Source organism: Sphingomonas sp. PAMC 26621, from assembly GCF_000251145.1.
GTDB lineage: Bacteria > Pseudomonadota > Alphaproteobacteria > Sphingomonadales > Sphingomonadaceae > Sphingomonas.
On the sequence record NZ_AIDW01000015.1, the window covers coordinates 283,121 to 300,461 of the forward strand.

Below are 17,341 nucleotides of genomic sequence, written 5' to 3' on the forward strand. Positions count from 1 at the left end.
ATCTGCCTTGCGGGTATTTGTCTGATTTATCCGGGACGACTACAGCCGTTCGCAAGTCCCGTCGCGATTGCGACGACTCGGGGACACGGTCCGCCGAACAGGAGAGAGATTGATGACGTTTCGTGTCGTGGCCGTGCCGCTGCTGTTGATCGCCACCACCGCCACCGCCCAGGTCGCCGCACCACCGCCGCCCGCGAAGGTCGCGCCCGACGCCGGGATGCCCGCACTGCCGACATGGACCAAACCTGCGTTGCGCGGTGCGTGGAACGATACGAAGCGCACCCCGGACGCGCGCGCGAAGGCGCTGGTCGCGGCGATGACGCGTGAGGAAAAGCACGCGTTGGTCTTCGGCTATTTCGGCACGGACTTTCCCGTCTCGCTCTATATCGCCCCGAAGGAAGCGCTCGAAGGATCGGCTGGATATGTGCCGCCGATCGCGCGTCTTTGCATTCCGGCGCAGTTCCAGACCGATGCCGGGGTCGGCGTCGCGACCCAGGGCGGCGCGAAGAACAAGCGTGGGCGGACCGCGCTGCCGTCGGGTCTGGCGATCGCGGCAGGCTGGGACCTGTCCGTGGCGCGCGCAGGCGGCGCGATGATCGGCGACGAGGCGCGCCGTTCGGGCTTCAACGTGATGCTCGCAGGCGGCGTCAACCTGCTGCGCGAGCCGCGCAACGGGCGTAACTTCGAATATGGCGGCGAGGATCCGCTGCTGGCGGGAACGATCGTCGGCGAGCAGGTGATCGGAATCCAGTCGAACCATGTCATCTCGACGATCAAGCATTATGCGATCAACGACCAGGAAACCGATCGCAATACCGGCAACTCGATCCTCGACCACAGCGCCGCGCGCGTATCGGACCTGCTCGCTTTCCAGTTCGCGATCGAACGCGCGACGCCCGGATCGATCATGTGCTCGTACAACCGCGTCGACGGGACGCACGCGTGCGAGAACAGTTGGCTGCTGACCGACGTTCTGCGCACCGACTGGGGGTTCAAGGGCTATGTGATGAGTGACTGGGGCGCGACGCACAGCACCGTCGCGGCGGTCACTGCCGGGCTCGACCAGGATTCGGGGTTTCCGTTCGACACCAAGCCGTTCTTCGGCGCGCCGCTGCGCGAAGCGCTTGCGCAGGGCACGGTGAAGCCGGCGCAACTCGACCTGATGTCGGAGCGCATCCTCCACGCGATGTTTGCGCAGGGGCTGTTCGAACATCCGCTGCAACAACAGGCGATCGACATGCCCGCGCATGCCGCGGTCAGCCGCAACGCGGCCGAGGCGGGGATCGTCCTGCTCAAGAACGAGCGTAACCTGCTCCCGCTCGTCGCGAAGGCGAAGCGGATCGCGATCATCGGCGGGCATGCCGACAAGGGCGTTCTCGCGGGCGGCGGGTCGTCGCTGGTCTATCCGGCGGAGGGCAATGCCGTTCCCGGGATCGCGCCGACGACGTGGCCGGGGCCGATCATGTACTATCCGTCGTCGCCGATGGAGGAAATCAAGCGCCAACTGCCGGGCGCGACCGTCCGTTTTGCCGATGGCAGCTACCTCGCCGCCGCCGCCGCGCTGGCACGCGACAGCGACGTGGTGATCGTGTTCGGGACGCAATGGGCCGGTGAATCGTTCGACGTGCCGATGGCGCTCGACGGGCAGCAGGACGCGCTGATCGATGCGGTCGCCTCGGCCAATCGCAACACCGCGGTCGTGCTCGAGACCGGCGGCCCGGTCGCGATGCCGTGGATCGACAAGGTCGGCGCGGTGGTCGCCGCCTGGTATCCAGGCACCGCTGGCGGTGCCGCGATCGCCAACGTGCTGACGGGCAGGGTCAACCCATCGGGTCGCCTGCCGGTCACGTTCGCGCGGAGCGTGGATCAGTTGCCCGATCCGGCGGCCCCGCACAGCGGCGACGTCGTTTATCGCGAAGGCGCTGCGGTCGGCTACAAGTGGTTCGACAGCAAGGCGCTCAAACCGCTGTTCCCGTTCGGTTACGGACTGTCCTATTCGCGCTTCGACACGAGCGGGCTGCGCGCCAGCGTTGCCGACGGGACGATCTCGGCGAGCTTTACGGTCCGCAACAGCGGCGCCGTCGCGGGGGCTACGGTCGGCCAGGTCTACATCGCGCCGGTCGCGGGCGGATGGGAGGCGCCCAAGCGGCTCGGCGGTTTCGCGAAGGTGTCGCTTGGGGCGGGTGCGAGCCAGTCCGTGTCCGTCACGGTCGATCCGAGGTTGCTGGCAACGTGGGACGAGGCCGGGCACCAGTGGCGCATCGCTGGCGGCAGCTACCGCGTGATGCTCGCGGATTCGGCGGTGGACGTGAAGCAGACGGTGACCGTGACCGTGCCCGCGCGGACGATGCCCGCGACGTGGCGCGCACGGTAACGCGTCGAACATAATCCCGTCACTCCGGCGAGGGCCGGGGCCGGTTGGTGGTGGGTAGCGACATCGGACGCACCCACCACCATCACCCGGCCACTACGAGCTCAGCCTGCGCCGGATGGCCGGTCGACGAACGCTAGTTCCGCCACCCCGTGTCGATCTTGTCGACCAGCCGCACCATCGCGTCGAAATCGGCCTTGCCCGGGCCGCCGGGAATCTGGACCATGTGCAGGTCGCGCTGATGGACCGCGACGACCTCGGGCGAGACTTCCAGCGGCGTTCCCATGCTTGCGGTCGCGACCTGGATCTCGCAGGCGCGCTGCAGCGACCAATGCTTCAGGAACGCCTCGGGCAAGGTCCGGCCCATCACGAGGATCCCGTGGTTCTTCAGCAACATCACTCGCTTGTTGCCGAGATGCTCGAGCAGCCGCGCCCCTTCCTCGTCGCGCACCGTCACGCCTTCGAAATCATGGTACGCAATCTGCCCGGCGAAATTGCAGGCGTAGAAATTGGTCGGCCGCAGCCCGCCCTCGACCGAGCTCACCGCCATCCCGGCGGTCGTATGCGTGTGCATGATGCAATGCGCGTCGGGCAGGTGGCGGTGGAACAGCGCGTGCTGGACGAAGCCGGCGCGGTTGACGGGATAGGGGCTGTCGTCGAGCTTGTTGCCGTCGATGTCGATCTTGACGAGGCTGGACGCGGTCACTTCGCTGAAGTGCAGCCCGAACGGATTGATCAGGAACGCGCCGTCTTCCTCCGGCAGCTTGAGCGTGATGTGGTTGTAGATCATTTCCGACCAGCCAAGCATCGCGAACACGCGGTAGCAGGCGGCGAGTTGCTGGCGGGCTTCCCATTCGGCTTCGGTCATGGGCGCGGTGCGGACGGCGGCAGTGGCCATGGATCGTCTCCTGAGCTGACTTTTCGCGATTATCGCATGTTCGGTATGGTCGCGCAATTCACAGGAGCGCGGCGATCTCGGCTTCAGTGAACCCCGCTTCGGTGAGAATTCCGACGCTATCCGAAGCTCCGGCCATGCGGGGCGACACCGTCTCGCTGGCGGAATAGCGTGGGGCTGGGGCGGGCTGGACGACGTCGCCCGCCGTCACGAAGGTTCCGCGGGCGACATTGTGCGGATGTGCGGCGGCCTCGTCGAACCCGAGCACCGGAGCGACGCAAGCCTCATGTCCCGCAAACGCCGCCACCCATTCATCGCGCGGACGATCGCGGAACCGGGTCGCAAGCGCCTGCTTCAGGCGCGGCCAGGCCGAGGGAACGAACTGCGCATCCCACTCGGGCCCGTCGAGCGCCAGAACCCGACGAAGGGCCGCGTAAAATTGCGGCTCGATCGCGCCGACAGCGATCCATTTGCCGTCCGCGGTTTCGTAGGTGTCGTAAAAGGGCGCACCGCCGTCGAGCAGGTTGGTCCCGCGTTCGTCGCGCCACTGGCCCATCGCGCGGAACCCCCAGATCGTGCTCGCGAGCACCGCCGACCCGTCGGTCATCGCCGCATCGACGACCTGGCCTTCGCCCGTCGCCTTTGCATGCAGGATCGCCGCGAGCATTCCGAACGCGAGCATCATCCCACCACCGCCGAAATCCGCCGCAAGGTTGATCGGTGCGTTAGGTTTGCGCCCTGCTTCGCCGAGCGCATGGAGCGTTCCCGAGATCGCCAGATAATCGATGTCGTGCCCGGGTTCGTCGGCGAGCGGCCCGGTCTGCCCCCAGCCGGTCATGCGCCCATAGACGAGCCGCGGATTGTCCGCGAGCAACAGGTCCGGACCAAGCCCGAGCCGCTCCATCACGCCCGGGCGATAGCCTTCGATCAGCCCGTCACAGGTCCCGGCAAGGCGGCGCACCGCGGCGACCGCTTCGGGCCGCTTGAGATCGAGCACGATCGTCCGCCGCGACCGGAGCAGCGGGTCGCGCGCTGGATCGGTCATGCCGCCACGCGACGGTCGCTCGACCCGGATCACCTCCGCGCCATGGTCCGCCAGCATCATCCCGCAGAAGGGGCCGGGACCGATCCCCGCCATCTCGAGGATGCGTAATCCAGCGAGCGGCGGGGCGGTGTGCATCAGAAGGCCGCGATGCCGGTGATGGCGCGGCCGAGGATCAGCGCGTGGACGTCGTGCGCGCCCTCATAGGTGTTGACCGTCTCGAGGTTCATCATGTGGCGCATCACCTGATATTCGCCCGAGATGCCGTTGCCGCCGTGCATGTCACGCGCCATCCGCGCGATATCGAGCGCCTTGCCGACGTTGTTGCGCTTGACGATCGAGATCATCTCCGGCGCGAACCGGCCCTGGTCCATCAGCCGCCCGACGCGGAGCGATGCCTGGAGGCCAAGCGCGATCTCGGTCTCCATGTCGGCGAGCTTCTTCTGGAACAGCTGCCGCCCGGCGAGCGGCGTGCCGAACTGCTGGCGATCGAGCCCATATTGCCGCGCAGCATGGAAGCAGAATTCGGCCGCACCGAGCGACCCCCAGCTGATCCCGTAGCGCGCGCGGTTGAGGCAGCCGAACGGGCCCTTGAGCCCCTGAACGTTGGGGAGCAGCGCGTCCTCGGAGAGCTCGATCTCGTCCATCAGGATCATGCCGGTGATCGACGCGCGGAGGCTGAGCTTGCCTTCGATCTTGGGCGCCGTGAGTCCCTTCGCGCCCTTCTCGACGATGAAGCCGCGAATGCCGTCGCCATGGGCATCCGACTTTGCCCAGATGACGAAGACGTCGGCGATCGGCGAATTGGAAATCCACGTCTTCGCGCCCGACAGCAGATAGCCGCCGTCGACCTTCTTCGCGCGCGTCGACATCCCGCCCGGGTCGGACCCCGCATCGGGTTCGGTCAGCCCGAAGCAGCCGATCCATTCGCCGGTCGCGAGCTTGGGCAGATACTTCTGCTTCTGCTCTTCGGACCCGTAAGCGAGGATCGGGTACATCACGAGGCTCGACTGGACCGACATCATCGAGCGGTAGCCCGAGTCGATCCGTTCGACTTCGCGCGCGACAAGCCCGTAGGCGACATAGGACGCGCCGACGCCGCCATATTCTTCGGGCACCGTCGGGCCGAGCAGCCCAAGCGCACCCATTTCGCGGAAGATCTCCGGGTCGGTCGTCTCATGTTGGAACGCATCGACGATCCGCGGCGCGAGCTTGTCCTGCGCATACGCCCGCGCCGTATCGCGGATCATCCGTTCGTCATCCTCGAGCTGGTCGTCGAGGAAGAAAGGATCAGCCCAATCGAAACGTGCCATCTCGGCCATAGGAAACTCCAGTATCAAAGTCTTAACCGCTTCCCCGGCGAAGGCCGGGGTCCGATAGCGGAACGATTGTTATCGAACGCCGCGCTCGCCGCTTCCGTCCAGCACATCTTCGCGGGGAATGAGAGGAGGGATCACGTGTTCAACACCCGGTCATCGAATACTCCGAAGACGATGGTGGATGCATAATACGCGATCGCGCGGTCGCGGGGCATGGTGCCCGCCCATTTGCGCATGTCGAACGCGGCATTCTGGAGCGCCATCAGCGCCTGCGCTGCGATCAGCGGGTCGACCGCCCGGATCGACCCTTCCGCGACGCCATCGCTGATCGTGCCGGCGTAGCGCCGCGCGATCCGGTTCGAGCGGTCGACCATCGCGCGCCGCGCATCGGCGGGAAGGCCCGACAGGGCCGTGGTCCGCAACAACGGCCCGCGTTCGGAAAACTGCACGTCGAGCAAGGTCGCGATCGTCCCCGACAGCCGCTCCCACTGCGGGCCGCCGCGTTCGTCGGCAAGCTGCTGCGCGTCGGCGATCATGTCGAGGCTGCGCTTGTAGCACGCCAGCACCAGATCGTCCTTGGCGTCGAGATGGTGGTAGAAGCTGCCCTTGGTGACGTTAAGCTGCGACGCGATCCGCTGCACCGATGCGCCGCGATAGCCGAGTTCGTTGATCAGCCGCGTCGCCGCGAGCAGGAACGCCTCGCGCCCGGGCTCGGGTTCTTCATGCGCAAGGTCGATCAGCTTGGGCGACCAGCTGCCCCCTTCTGCCGCGATACCGTGCGCGAACACGTCCATCAGCCGTTCCTCGACGCGGGCATATTGGTCGGGTTCATAGCGCACCAGCCACACCGGCAGCCAGAAGGTGTTTTCTAGCAGCACGTGCGCGCGCGCGCCGAACAGGTCGGTCTGCGCGCGGTTTGTCGGGTTGCCCCACAGGCTTCGCGTCTTTCGGAACACCTCGCGCCAGCCGCTCATCAAGCGCCCGAGAACGGGTTCCTCCATCGCGCGGAGGTCGGAGAGCACCGCGAAAGCAGTCTCCTCGCCCCGCTGGATCGCGGCGAGCCGGTCGAAATTGAGCGCGAGATAGTGCGCGACACGCTCGCGCGGGGTCGCGAGTTCCAGCGATTCGTCGAGCATCGCCTGAAGCCGTTCGAGCGTCTGCTCGAAACAGGCAGCGGCCAGATCTTCCTTGCGTTTGAAATAGTAAGTCACGCTGGTGGTGTTCAGCCCGACCCGGCGCGCAACATCGGCGAACGTCATGCCCTTGGCGCTCTGCTCGTTGATCGCCTCCGCGGCTGCCGCTAGGATCGCATCGCGCTTGGCGCGGAATCGTTTGGTGCTCGTACCCGGATCCGTCGGATCTGCGGGCCCTGCAGTTGCTGTTTCCTCCATGCCCGAAACTGTAACAGCATCTTTTAGAAGAAACAGTCATTTTTCGACTGACCCTGCACAGCGGTATTTTCGGGCGCAAACCGGCTTTACCGAAAACCCGGTACGGTATACCCAGCGCTCGTGAAGGCCTTCGACGGGCCCCCTTGGAGAGATGCGATGGACTTCAGCTTCACCGAACGCGAAACCTATTTCCGGGACCGCGTGAAGTCGTTCATCGACGAACAGATACGCCCGCGCCAGGCGGAATATGACGCGCAGGCGCACGAAGGCGAGCGGTGGAAGGTCATTCCGGTCATCGAGGAGATGAAAGAAAAAACCAAGGCGGCGGGTCTGTGGAATTTCTTCATGCCGCCGCATTCGGGGCAGAACCACGTCGACGATACTTTCGTGTTCGAGGGCACGCAACTCAGCAATCTCGAATATGCGTTATGTGCCGAGGAGATGGGCAGGGTCGGCTGGGCGAGCGAGTGTTTCAACTGCTCGGCACCCGATACGGGCAACATGGAGGTGTTTCACCGCTACGGTACGCTCGCACAAAAGGAGCAGTGGCTCCGTCCGCTGATGCATGGGGAGATCCGCTCCGCCTTCCTGATGACCGAACCGGCGGTGGCATCATCGGATGCGACCAATATCGAAACGTCGATCGTCCGCGATGGCGATGACTATGTGATCAACGGCACCAAATGGTGGTCGTCGGGCGTGGGTGATCCGCGTTGCAAGGTCGCGATCACGATGGGCAAGACCAACCCCGACGCCTCGCGCCACAGCCAGCAGAGCATGATCCTGGTGCCGATGGATGCTCCCGGCGTGACGATCAAGCGGATGCTGTCGGTCTATGGCTATGACCACGCACCGCATGGCCACGGCGAAGTGGTGCTCGAGAACGTCCGCGTGCCGGCGGAGAATATCCTGCTGGGCGAAGGCCGCGGCTTCGAGATCGCGCAGGGGCGGCTCGGGCCGGGGCGGATCCATCACTGCATGCGTACGATCGGCGTCGCCGAGACCGGGATCGAGGCGATGGCCAAGCGTCTCCTCAGCCGTGTCGCGTTCGGCAAGCGGATTGCGGACCAGTCGGTGTGGGAGCAACGGATCGCCAAGGCGCGGATCGACATCGAGATGACGCGGCTGTTGTGCCTCAAGGCCGCGGACATGATGGACAAGGCGGGAAACAAGTCCGCGCAGCTCGAGATCGCGATGATCAAGGTGCAGGCGCCCAACATGGCGCTGCAGATCCTCGACGACGCGGTCCAGGCGCATGGCGGCGGGGGCGTGTCGGGCGACTTCCATCTCGCGCATGACTGGGCGGCGATGCGGACGCTGCGCTTCGCGGATGGCCCGGACGAAGTCCACAACCGCGCGATCGCGCGCAACGAGTTCGGCAAATATGCCGAGCTGCCGGCGGCGGTCGCAGCGAAGGACGCGATGCGGCGGTAACACACCCGTCACCCCGGCCCGGTGCCGGGGTCCACTCCTCCACCAGCGCATCCTGCAAGGTGCGCGGTGGACCCCGGCAAGAGGCCGGGGTGACGAAGAAAGCGAAGTGCGATGAAAGCAGCCGTCCTCCACGCGCCCAACACCGATCTGGTGATCGAGGATATCCGCGTCGCCGATCCCGCCCCGCGCGAGGTGCTGATCCGCACCGTTGCGTGCGGCGTGTGCCGCTCCGACCTGCACTTCGTCGACGGCGCATTCCCGCATCCGATGCCGACGGTGCCCGGCCACGAAGCCGCCGGGATCGTCGAGGCGGTCGGCTCGGACGTGGCGCATCTCAAGGTCGGTGATCACGTCATCACCTTCTTCACGGTGTTCTGCGGCGCGTGCGAGATGTGCGTGACGGGGCGACCGTCGTTGTGCGTCGACCCGTCGACGCGTCGGCCGAAGGGCGCGCCGCCCCGGCTGAGCCTTGCCGACGGGACTCCGCTCGCGCCGTTCCTCAACCTGTCCGCATTCGCCGAGATGATGCTGGTGCACGAAAACGCCTGCGTCGCGATCGATAAGGCGATGCCGCTCGACCGTGCCGCCCTGCTTGGCTGCGCGGTCATCACGGGCGCGGGGTCGATCTTCAACGATAGCCGCCTCCGCCCCGGCGAAACCGTCGCGGTGATCGGCTGCGGCGGGATCGGGCTTGCCGCGATCAACGCTGCTAAGATCGCGGGCGCGGGGATGATCCTCGCGATCGATCCGGTTGCGGACAAGCGTGCGCTCGCCGAGAAGCTCGGCGCGACGCATGTGTTCGACGCCGATGCGCCCGACCTTGCGAAGCAGGTCGCGGCGCTGACCGGGGGCGGGGTGCATTATGCGATCGAGGCGGTCGGGCGGTCCAATACCGCCGAGCTTGCCTGGACGATTCTTCGCCGCGGCGGCACCGCGACGATCCTCGGGATGATCGCACCGGGCAACGACGTGAAGATCGCAGGACCGACTTTTCTGACCGGCAAGAAGCTGCAAGGCTCGCTGCTCGGATCGACCCGCTTCCCGATCGACATGCCGCGGCTGGTGCGGCTCTATCTCGACGGCAAGCTTGACCTCGACACGATGGTGGCCGAACGTATCCGGCTGGAGGATATCAACGCCGCCTTTGCCAAGCTGCGGACCGGCGACACGGTACGCTCGGTGATCGAGTTCGCATGATGGATTTTGCCCCGCAGACGATGGACGTGCCCGAGAAGGACCGTCTCGACGAAGCACGGCTGACCGCTTGGATGTCGGAGCATGTCGACGGGTTCGCAGGCCCGCTGCGTTACTCGAAATTCTCGGGTGGGCAGTCCAACCCGACCTTCAAAATCAGCGCGCCCTCGGGCGAATATGTGTTGCGGCGCAAGCCCTTCGGGAACCTTCTTCCCTCTGCGCATGCGGTCGATCGCGAATATCGCGTGATCGCGGGGCTGCATCCGACGGGCTTCCCGGTCGCGCGGCCTTACGGGCTGTGTACCGACCCGGACGTGATCGGGACCGATTTTTACGTCATGGGTTTCGCGGACGGGCGCAACCTGTGGGACGGGACGCTCCCTGGCTTCGCGCCGGCTGAGCGCACGGGCATCTACAATGCGATGTGCGATACGCTGGCGGCGCTGCACAATACCGATCATGACGCTGCCGGACTTGGCGAATATGGCCGTCCGGGCAACTATTTCGAGCGCCAGGTTGCGCGCTGGACCAAACAGTATCGCGCGTCCGAGACCGAGCGGATGGAGACGGTCGAGCGGCTGATCGATTATCTCGGGCGGACAGTTCCCGAGCAGACGCGGACGTCGATCGTCCACGGCGATTACCGGATCGACAACATGATCTTTCACAAGACCGAGCCACGCGTGATCGCGCTGCTAGACTGGGAGTTGTCGACCCTCGGCGATCCGCTGGCGGACTTCAGCTATTTCCTGATGAGCTGGGTGACCGCGCCCGAGGGGCGTTCCGGCGTCCTCGGGCATACCGGTCCGGAGACGGGAATCCCGACGATCGAGGAAATGGTCGCGCGCTATTGCGCCGCGACCGGACGCGACGGGGTGCCCGATCTCAACTGGTATTTCGCGTACAATCTGTTCCGCCTGACCGGGATCGTCCAGGGAATCAAGAAACGGATCGTCGAGGGAACAGCATCCAGCGCGCAGGCGGAAAAGTCCGCGGCGGGGGTGTATCGGCTGGCGGACGCAGCGTGGAGTTTCGCGCAGAAGGCAGGCGCTTGAGGCAAGGTTCTCGACGGTCGTCGAGGTGGCGGGGGAAGACAACATGTCGCAATTCGATCTGACCGGCAAAGTGGCGATCGTCACCGGGTCCTCCCGAGGGATCGGCAAGGCGAGCGCGTTCGAGCTTGCCGAGCACGGTGCGAAAGTCGTCATCTCCAGCCGCAAGCAGGACGCCTGTGACGCTGTCGTGGCAGAGATCAACGCGCGATACGGGGACGGCGCTGCCATTTCGGTTGCTGCCAACATTTCAGACAAGGCGGGTTTGCAGCATCTGGTCGACGCGACCCGCGCTGCGTTTGGCCAGATCGACGTGCTGGTCTGCAACGCGGCATCCAACCCTTATTACGGCCCGCAGGCGGGCATTGCCGACGACCAGTTCCGCAAGATCCTCGACAACAACATCGTCTCGAACCACTGGCTGATCACGATGGTCGCCCCCGAAATGCGCGAGCGCCGGGCGGGGTCGATCATCATCGTCTCGTCGATCGGGGGGTTGCGTGGCTCGACCATCATCGGGGCTTATTGCATCTCCAAGGCAGCCGACATGCAGCTCGCACGCAACCTCGCGCATGAATTCGGCCCCGACAATGTCCGCGTCAACTGCATCGCGCCGGGGCTGATCAAGACCGACTTCGCACGCGCGTTGTGGGAGGACCCCGAACGGATCGCAGCGGCAAACTCGACCGTGCCGCTTCGCCGGATCGGCGAGCCCGAGGAGATCGCAGGCGCAGTCGTGTTCCTCGCAAGCCAGGCGAGCAGCTTCATGACCGGCCAGACGATCGTACTCGATGGCGGCGTGACGATTTGAAATACAGGGGGAGAAGGCCATGACGCAGCGGTTCACGGGCAAGTCGATCATCGTCACCGGTGCGGGTTCGGGCATCGGCCGCGCGAGCGCCCTGCTGTTCGCGCGCGAGGGGGGATCGGTGATCGTCGCCGACCTGAGCGACGCCGTGCATGAAACCGCCGCGCTGATCGACCGGGCAGGCGGCACCGCGCATGCGATCCAGATCGACGCGGGCGACGAACAGGACGTCGTTCGCGCGGTGCATGTCGCAACCGAATATTATGGCGGGCTCGACGTGATGTTCGCCAATGCGGGCATCTCGGGCGGGATGGCGAACATCTTCGATACCGACGTCGCGCTGATCACCGAGGTGTTGCGCGTCAACCTAATTGGCCCATACCTGGCGATCAAGCACGCCGCGCCGAAGATCGCCGAGCGTGGCGGCGGTGCGATCGTGCTGACCGCCAGTGTTGCGGGGATCCGCTCTGGAGCGGGGTCGCCGGCCTATTCGGCATCCAAGGCAGGGGTCATCAACCTGGCGATGGTCTCGGCGCAGCAACTGTCGGGCTCGAACGTGCGGGTCAATGCGATCTGTCCCGGGCTGACTGAGACCGGGATGACCAAGCCTACCTTCGACTATGCGCGCGAGGCGGGGAAGATCGACCGCGTCGGACGGCTCAATCCGCTGCGGCGCGGCGCACAGCCCGAGGAACTCGCCGAAGTCGCGGCCTTCCTTGCGTCCGACGCGGCGAGCTACGTCAACGGGCAGGCAATCGCAGTCGATGGCGGGCTGTCGAGCAGCCATCCGGTGACGAAACAGGAATATGGCAAGACTGCGGTGTAAGGTCAGCCATCGAGCTTAACCCTTCCGCTTCCCCGGCGGAGGCCGGGGCCCAGTAGAGAGGCGTGGGAGGACGAGGGACTGCCCTTCGTTACCTCGGACAATTCGACTGGGCCCCGGCCTTCGCCGGGGAAGTGATAACGGGGAGTGCGGGGTATTCGCCCTATTCCCGCAACCGGATCAGCCCTTCCTGCGCGACGCTCGCGACGAGCCGGCCATCGCGCGCGAAAATCTTGCCGCGGTTGAACCCGCGGGCGTGCCCGGCCCACGGGCTGTCGCAGGCGTAGAGCAGCCACTCGTCCGCGCGGAAATCCTCGTGCAGCCACAGCGAATGGTCGAGGCTTGCGGTCTGGAGCTTGTTCATCATCCAGTTGACGCCATGCGGTAGCGTCGCGGTGCCGAGCAGCGACATGTCGGACGCATAAGCGAGGATCGCACGGTGCATCGCGGGATCGTCACCGATCGGGGCGACGACGCGGAACCAGCTGTTCTGGAACGGCGCGTGCGCCACCGGATCGAGCCAGCTGCGCGGGGACACCGGCCGGATCTCGACCATTCGGGGGCGGAGGAACATCGCGCGGAAGCGTTCGGGGATCCGGTCGATCATTGCGAGCCGCAGGTCGCGGTCGTTGGTCAGATCCTCGGGCGGGGGGACGTCGGGCATCGCATCCTGATGCGCGAGCCCGGCCTCGGAAATTTGCAGCGAACAGGCAAGGTTGAGGATCGGCACTCCACGCTGGGTCGCGATCACGCGACGGGTCGAGAAGCTCTTGCCGTCGAAGTCCCGCACGACACGGTAGAGGATCGGGTGATCCTCCGCGCCCGGCCGCATGAAATAGGCGTGGAGCGAATGCGCGCCCTTTGGGGCATCGGTCGACCGCTGCGCGGCCTGAAGCGCCTGCGCGATCACCTGTCCGCCGAACACGCGCCCGAACCCGTCGTTACCGCGCGCGCCACGATAAAGGTCGGTGTCGATCTCCTCGACGTCGAGGAGATCGGTCAGGTCCTGGGCGAGCCTGGCGGGGGTGGGGTCGGTCATTTCAGGACTTCACTCTCTTGCACTTCCCCGGCGAAGGCCGGGGCCCAGTAAGGATGGCCGAGGTTGTCGCGCTCAGCGCTTGCCAATCCACGTCTCACGACTGGGCCCCGGCCTTTGCCGGGGAAGCGAAGTTTGGCAAGGGCGCTTAGTATCCCGCGGCGCGCGCGATCCGGTCGGCATGGAAGTTTGCGTCGCCGAACATTTCGGCCAGCACGCGCGCGCGCTTCATGTAGAAGCCGATGTCATATTCGTCGGTCATTCCGATCCCGCCGTGCATCTGGACGCCTTCCTGCACCGACAAAGTGGTGGCGAGTGCGGTCATCGCCTTGGCGACCGACACCGCTTCATCGCCATGCGCGCTGCCCGCATCAAGCAGTTGTTGTGCCTTGAGCACGGCCGCGCGCGCGACTTCCATTTCCGAATAAAGGTGCGCGGCGCGGTGCTGGAGCGCCTGGAAGCTGCCGATCAGCATGCCGAACTGCTTGCGCTCCTTGAGATAGCCGACGGTCATGTCCATCGCGCCGCCCCCGACGCCGAGCAGTTCGGCCGACGCGCCCGTTCGTCCGGCGCGGAGCAGGCGGTCGAGCGGGGTGCGCCCGCCGTCGACGTCGCCGATCACCGCGTCCGCATCGACTTCCACGCCGTCGAACTCGAGCCGTGCCGCGATGCTCGAGTCCGCAAGACGTTCGGGGGTGGCGGTCAAGTTCGTGGCGTCCTTCGGGATCGCGAACAGCGTCACGCCCTCGGCATCGGTGGCGCTGCCGGCGGTGCGCGCGGCGACGATCAGCAGGTCGGCGACGTGGCCGTGCGTGACGAACTGCTTCTTGCCCGACAGCTTGAAGCCGTTGCCCGATCGCTCGGCGGTCAGCGTTACGGTGTCGCGGTGCTTCGCGCCCTCGTCGATCGCGAGCGCGGCGACGGTTTCGCCGCTGAGGATGCCGGGGAACCAACGCGCAGCGTGCGCGCTGCCCTTCAGCGCCTCGACTGCGGCGACCGCGGTCGATAGGAACGGCGAGGGCGACAGGTTGCGGCCGATCTCCTCGAGCACGACGCCCGCCTCGACATGGCCGAGCCCGAGGCCGCCATCCGCCTCGTCGATCAGGATGCCGGTGAAACCCATTTCGGCGAAGCTGCGCCACAGGTCGCGGCTGAAGCCGGTCGCGTCGTTGGCATCGCGCAGGTGGCGCATATGGCTGACGGGGGCCTGCTCCGCGACGAAATCGCGGATCGTATCCTGGAGGGTGGTTTGATCGTCGTTGAGATACAGCGGCATTGTTCTTCCTTCTTCTCCCTCTCCCCTGTGGGGAGAGGGTCGGGGAGAGGGGCTGTTCCGGACGCTACTGTCCGCGTGTTCGCCCTCTCCCGACCTTCGCTTCGCTCGGCCACCCTCTCCCGCGAAGCGGGAGAGGGAGAGTCAGGCCGGCAGTTCCAGGATGCGCTTGGCGATGATGTTGAGCTGGACCTCGCTGGTCCCGCCCTCGATCGAATTCGCCTTGGTGCGCAGCCACGCGCGCGCCTCGCGGCCGCCGCCCGAGGCGTCGCTCTCCCATTCGAGCGCGTCGGAGCCGCCGGCCGCCATCTGGAGTTCGTGGCGGCTCTTGTTGAGCTCGGTGCCGTAGTATTTCATCATCGAGGGTTGCGCGGGGTGGGCGCGACCGGCCTTGAGTTCGTCGATGAAGCGCTCGGACATCGCTCCGAACGCCTTCGCACGGACTTCGAACATCGCGATCGTTGCACGGAGCAACGGGTCGGCAAGGCGCCCCTCATGGTCGAGGCCAAAGGTTGCAATAGCGCCCTCAATCAACGGGTTGCCACCGGAACTTGCCAGCCCCATGCCGGAGATCATCTCGCGTTCGTGGCCGAGCAGATATTTGGCGACGTCCCAGCCCTTGTTCTCCTCATGGATGCGCTGCGCCTTGGGCACCTTCACATTGTCGAAGAAGGTCTCGCAGAAGGGGGAATAGCCCGAGATCAGCAGGATCGGCTTGGTCGAGACGCCTTCGCTCGCCATGTCGAACAGCACGAAGCTGATCCCGCCCTGCTTCGACTCCTTCGAGGTGCGGACGAGGCAGAAGATCCAGTCGGCCTTGTCGGCGTAGGAGGTCCAGACCTTCTGGCCGTTGAGGACATAATGGTCGCCGCCATCCTCCGCCGAAGTGGCGAGCGAGGCGAGGTCGGAGCCGGCATTGGGCTCGCTATAGCCCTGGCACCAGCGAATTTCGCCGCGCGCGATCTTGGGGAGATAGTCGAGCTTCTGCTCCTCGGTGCCATATTTGAGCAACGCCGGTCCGAGCATGGAAATGCCGAACGAGTTGAGCGGGTTGCGTGCCTTTATTGCAGCCATCTCTTCGCGCAGAACCTTCGTCTCGGCGGGGGACAGGCCACCGCCGCCATACGCCTTGGGCCAGTCGGGGACGGTCCACCCGCGCGACGCCATCGCGTCCATCCATTCCTTCTGGCCGGGCTGGAAATCGGGATTGCGACCACCCCAGCAGGCGTCCTTGTCGGAGCGGATGGGTGCGCGCATCTCGGGCGGGCAGTTCGCTTCCAGCCAGGCGCGGGTTTCGGTTCGGAAGGTGTCGAGGTCTTGGGTCATCGGATCAACTCCTCATCAAATCATGCGCCGCGCGCGCGACGGCGATCGCGGTATAGTCGCGGTTATAGTCGGCGATCACCTGCACCCCGATCGGCAGGCCGTCGGGATCGGTCCCGATCCGCACGCTCGTCGCGGGGAGCATCGGGAAGGTGGCGAGCCCGGGATAGGCCATCTGCAGCCCGGCGGGGGTGTCGAGCCCACCGATCCTCGTGATCCGCGTCATCAGCGGGGTATCGTCGTGCGCGTAAGCGGTGGTGCCCCAGATCGGCGCGATCACCGCGTCATAGTGGGTGAACAGCCGCGCCCAGTCGCGACGGCTTTTGGCTTGCGCGTCGACCAGCGTGAACCAGTCGGGGAGGGCAAGCGGCTGCCCGCCCTCCATCGGCGCGCCGCGCGCCATCGCGACGACGAGCATGTGGATATAGGCGCCGTGCTGCGCGATCAGATCGGGGAGGAGCGTGCTGGCGTCATCGACCTGCGCGCCCGCTGCCCGGAAGGCTTCGCCCACCGCAGCGATTGCGGTCTGGATCGCGGCTTGCGATTTGGCGAGCGGGTGTTCGGGGAGCAGCAGGACACGCCAGTCGCCGGGACCGCGCGGGGCGGGTCTGGCAAGCGCGTCGCCCCCCATGACGCCGAACAGCGTTTCCAGATCGTCAGGGTCGCGCGCCAGTGGGCCGACGACGTTGAGCGCGACGCCACAACTCTGTGTTCTCGGGAAGTTATGCCCAAAGGATGAGAGCGCGTTGTAGGTCGGCTTGTGGCCCCACACGCCACAGAAGGCGGCGGGGAGGCGGATCGATCCGCCGATATCCGAGCCGATTTCGATGGGCACGAACCCCGCCGCCAGCGCCGCCGCTGCGCCGCCCGACGAGCCGCCGGGGACGCGGTCGTGATTAAGCGGATTGCAGGTGCGGCCGTAGACCGGGTTGTTGGTCTGGAGATCGGCGAGCGCGACGGGGACGTTGGTCTTGCCGAGGATGACCGCGCCGGCATTCTTGAGGCGGGTCACCTGGACGGCGTCTTCGGTTGCGACGAAGTCGGCATGTTCCTCGAAGCCCCAGCAGGAGACGAGGCCGGCGACGTCGAAGCTTTCCTTGACGGTCATGGGGACGCCGAGGAGGGGGCGGGTGTCGTCCTTGGGGCTGGCGTCGATGGCGCGTGCGGCTTCGCGGGCGCGGTCGAAGTCTCGGACGACGACCGCGTTGATCGCGGTGTCGCCGGTTTCGATGCGGGCGATGGCGGCCTCGCATTCGGCGATGGCGGTGGTTTCACCGGCGCGGATGGCTGCGGCGATCTGGAGGGCGGTGCGCATCACTTCTCCCTCTCCCCGCTTGCGGGGAGAGGGCCGGGGAGAGGGGCAGTACAGCAGAGCGACCT

The 17,341-nt window shown here is 66.0% G+C and carries 14 protein-coding genes; 6 read left to right on the top strand and 8 right to left on the bottom strand.

What is annotated here, in order from left to right:
- Positions 1–112: 112 nt before the first annotated feature.
- Positions 113–2,374 (top strand): glycoside hydrolase family 3 C-terminal domain-containing protein, encoded by a 2,262-nt coding sequence (locus RI03_RS08195; RefSeq protein WP_010216533.1) that lies wholly within the window; start codon positions 113–115, stop codon positions 2,372–2,374.
- A 133-nt stretch (positions 2,375–2,507) separates the two neighbouring features.
- On the opposite strand, the gene RI03_RS08200 is transcribed toward RI03_RS08195, so the two are convergent.
- The 4 genes from RI03_RS08200 to RI03_RS08215 all read right to left on the bottom strand — a co-directional run bounded on the left by RI03_RS08200 (position 2,508) and on the right by RI03_RS08215 (position 7,018).
- Positions 2,508–3,269, bottom strand: a complete 762-nt coding sequence (locus RI03_RS08200; RefSeq protein WP_010216535.1) for a class II aldolase/adducin family protein — start codon at positions 3,267–3,269, stop codon at positions 2,508–2,510.
- A gap of 58 nt (positions 3,270–3,327) precedes the next feature.
- Positions 3,328–4,446: a CaiB/BaiF CoA transferase family protein gene (locus RI03_RS08205; RefSeq protein ID WP_010216537.1), complete on the bottom strand. Its 1,119-nt coding sequence runs from the start codon at positions 4,444–4,446 to the stop codon at positions 3,328–3,330.
- Entirely contained in the window at positions 4,446–5,630 is a 1,185-nt protein-coding gene (locus RI03_RS08210) for an acyl-CoA dehydrogenase (protein WP_010216539.1), read from the bottom strand. Before RI03_RS08210 ends, RI03_RS08205 begins: the two co-directional genes overlap by 1 nt.
- A 131-nt stretch (positions 5,631–5,761) precedes the next feature.
- The gene (locus RI03_RS08215) at positions 5,762–7,018 is read right to left on the bottom strand and encodes a TetR/AcrR family transcriptional regulator (RefSeq protein ID WP_010163458.1); all 1,257 of its coding nucleotides are present in this window, start codon (positions 7,016–7,018) and stop codon (positions 5,762–5,764) included.
- A 156-nt stretch (positions 7,019–7,174) separates the two neighbouring features.
- Here RI03_RS08215 and RI03_RS08220 point away from each other — a divergent pair, with 156 nt between their 5' ends.
- From RI03_RS08220 to RI03_RS08240, 5 genes are all read left to right on the top strand, one after another.
- Positions 7,175–8,452 (top strand): acyl-CoA dehydrogenase family protein, encoded by a 1,278-nt coding sequence (locus RI03_RS08220; RefSeq protein WP_010216541.1) that lies wholly within the window; start codon positions 7,175–7,177, stop codon positions 8,450–8,452.
- A gap of 111 nt (positions 8,453–8,563) precedes the next feature.
- The gene (locus RI03_RS08225; protein ID WP_010216543.1) at positions 8,564–9,649 is read left to right on the top strand and encodes a Zn-dependent alcohol dehydrogenase; all 1,086 of its coding nucleotides are present in this window, start codon (positions 8,564–8,566) and stop codon (positions 9,647–9,649) included.
- On the top strand, positions 9,649–10,701 hold the full coding sequence (locus RI03_RS08230) for a phosphotransferase family protein (protein ID WP_010216544.1): 1,053 nt from the start codon (positions 9,649–9,651) through the stop codon (positions 10,699–10,701). The genes RI03_RS08225 and RI03_RS08230 overlap by 1 nt, the downstream gene beginning before the upstream one ends.
- A 43-nt stretch (positions 10,702–10,744) precedes the next feature.
- Positions 10,745–11,509, top strand: a complete 765-nt coding sequence (locus RI03_RS08235; protein ID WP_010216546.1) for an SDR family oxidoreductase — start codon at positions 10,745–10,747, stop codon at positions 11,507–11,509.
- Between the two features lie 19 nt (positions 11,510–11,528).
- Positions 11,529–12,332, top strand: a complete 804-nt coding sequence (locus tag RI03_RS08240) for an SDR family NAD(P)-dependent oxidoreductase (RefSeq protein WP_010216547.1) — start codon at positions 11,529–11,531, stop codon at positions 12,330–12,332.
- Positions 12,333–12,492: 160 nt separating this feature from the next.
- Here RI03_RS08240 and RI03_RS08245 read toward each other — a convergent pair whose 3' ends face one another.
- The 4 genes from RI03_RS08245 to RI03_RS08260 form a co-directional block, all read right to left on the bottom strand.
- The gene (locus RI03_RS08245; RefSeq protein WP_010216549.1) at positions 12,493–13,368 is read right to left on the bottom strand and encodes an acyl-CoA thioesterase; all 876 of its coding nucleotides are present in this window, start codon (positions 13,366–13,368) and stop codon (positions 12,493–12,495) included.
- A 145-nt stretch (positions 13,369–13,513) separates the two neighbouring features.
- A complete protein-coding gene (locus RI03_RS08250) occupies positions 13,514–14,641 on the bottom strand; it encodes an acyl-CoA dehydrogenase family protein (protein ID WP_010216550.1) in 1,128 nt (375 codons plus the stop codon).
- A 141-nt stretch (positions 14,642–14,782) separates the two neighbouring features.
- The gene (locus RI03_RS08255) at positions 14,783–15,964 is read right to left on the bottom strand and encodes an acyl-CoA dehydrogenase family protein (protein ID WP_010216552.1); all 1,182 of its coding nucleotides are present in this window, start codon (positions 15,962–15,964) and stop codon (positions 14,783–14,785) included.
- Between the two features lie 4 nt (positions 15,965–15,968).
- Positions 15,969–17,276 (bottom strand): amidase family protein, encoded by a 1,308-nt coding sequence (locus RI03_RS08260; RefSeq protein WP_010216554.1) that lies wholly within the window; start codon positions 17,274–17,276, stop codon positions 15,969–15,971.
- Between the last annotated feature and the right edge of the window lie 65 nt (positions 17,277–17,341).

Coding starts and splice junctions, on each gene's coding strand:
- RI03_RS08260 (WP_010216554.1), bottom strand. CDS start 17,276: ATGCGCACCGCCCTCCAGATCGCCGCAGCCATCCGCGCCGGTGAAACC.
- RI03_RS08220 (WP_010216541.1), top strand. CDS start 7,175: ATGGACTTCAGCTTCACCGAACGCGAAACCTATTTCCGGGACCGCGTG.
- RI03_RS08245 (WP_010216549.1), bottom strand. CDS start 13,368: ATGACCGACCCCACCCCCGCCAGGCTCGCCCAGGACCTGACCGATCTC.
- RI03_RS08240 (WP_010216547.1), top strand. CDS start 11,529: ATGACGCAGCGGTTCACGGGCAAGTCGATCATCGTCACCGGTGCGGGT.
- RI03_RS08230 (WP_010216544.1), top strand. CDS start 9,649: ATGGATTTTGCCCCGCAGACGATGGACGTGCCCGAGAAGGACCGTCTC.
- RI03_RS08200 (WP_010216535.1), bottom strand. CDS start 3,269: ATGGCCACTGCCGCCGTCCGCACCGCGCCCATGACCGAAGCCGAATGG.
- RI03_RS08235 (WP_010216546.1), top strand. CDS start 10,745: ATGTCGCAATTCGATCTGACCGGCAAAGTGGCGATCGTCACCGGGTCC.
- RI03_RS08210 (WP_010216539.1), bottom strand. CDS start 5,630: ATGGCCGAGATGGCACGTTTCGATTGGGCTGATCCTTTCTTCCTCGAC.
- RI03_RS08255 (WP_010216552.1), bottom strand. CDS start 15,964: ATGACCCAAGACCTCGACACCTTCCGAACCGAAACCCGCGCCTGGCTG.
- RI03_RS08195 (WP_010216533.1), top strand. CDS start 113: ATGACGTTTCGTGTCGTGGCCGTGCCGCTGCTGTTGATCGCCACCACC.
- RI03_RS08225 (WP_010216543.1), top strand. CDS start 8,564: ATGAAAGCAGCCGTCCTCCACGCGCCCAACACCGATCTGGTGATCGAG.
- RI03_RS08215 (WP_010163458.1), bottom strand. CDS start 7,018: ATGGAGGAAACAGCAACTGCAGGGCCCGCAGATCCGACGGATCCGGGT.
- RI03_RS08205 (WP_010216537.1), bottom strand. CDS start 4,446: ATGCACACCGCCCCGCCGCTCGCTGGATTACGCATCCTCGAGATGGCG.
- RI03_RS08250 (WP_010216550.1), bottom strand. CDS start 14,641: ATGCCGCTGTATCTCAACGACGATCAAACCACCCTCCAGGATACGATC.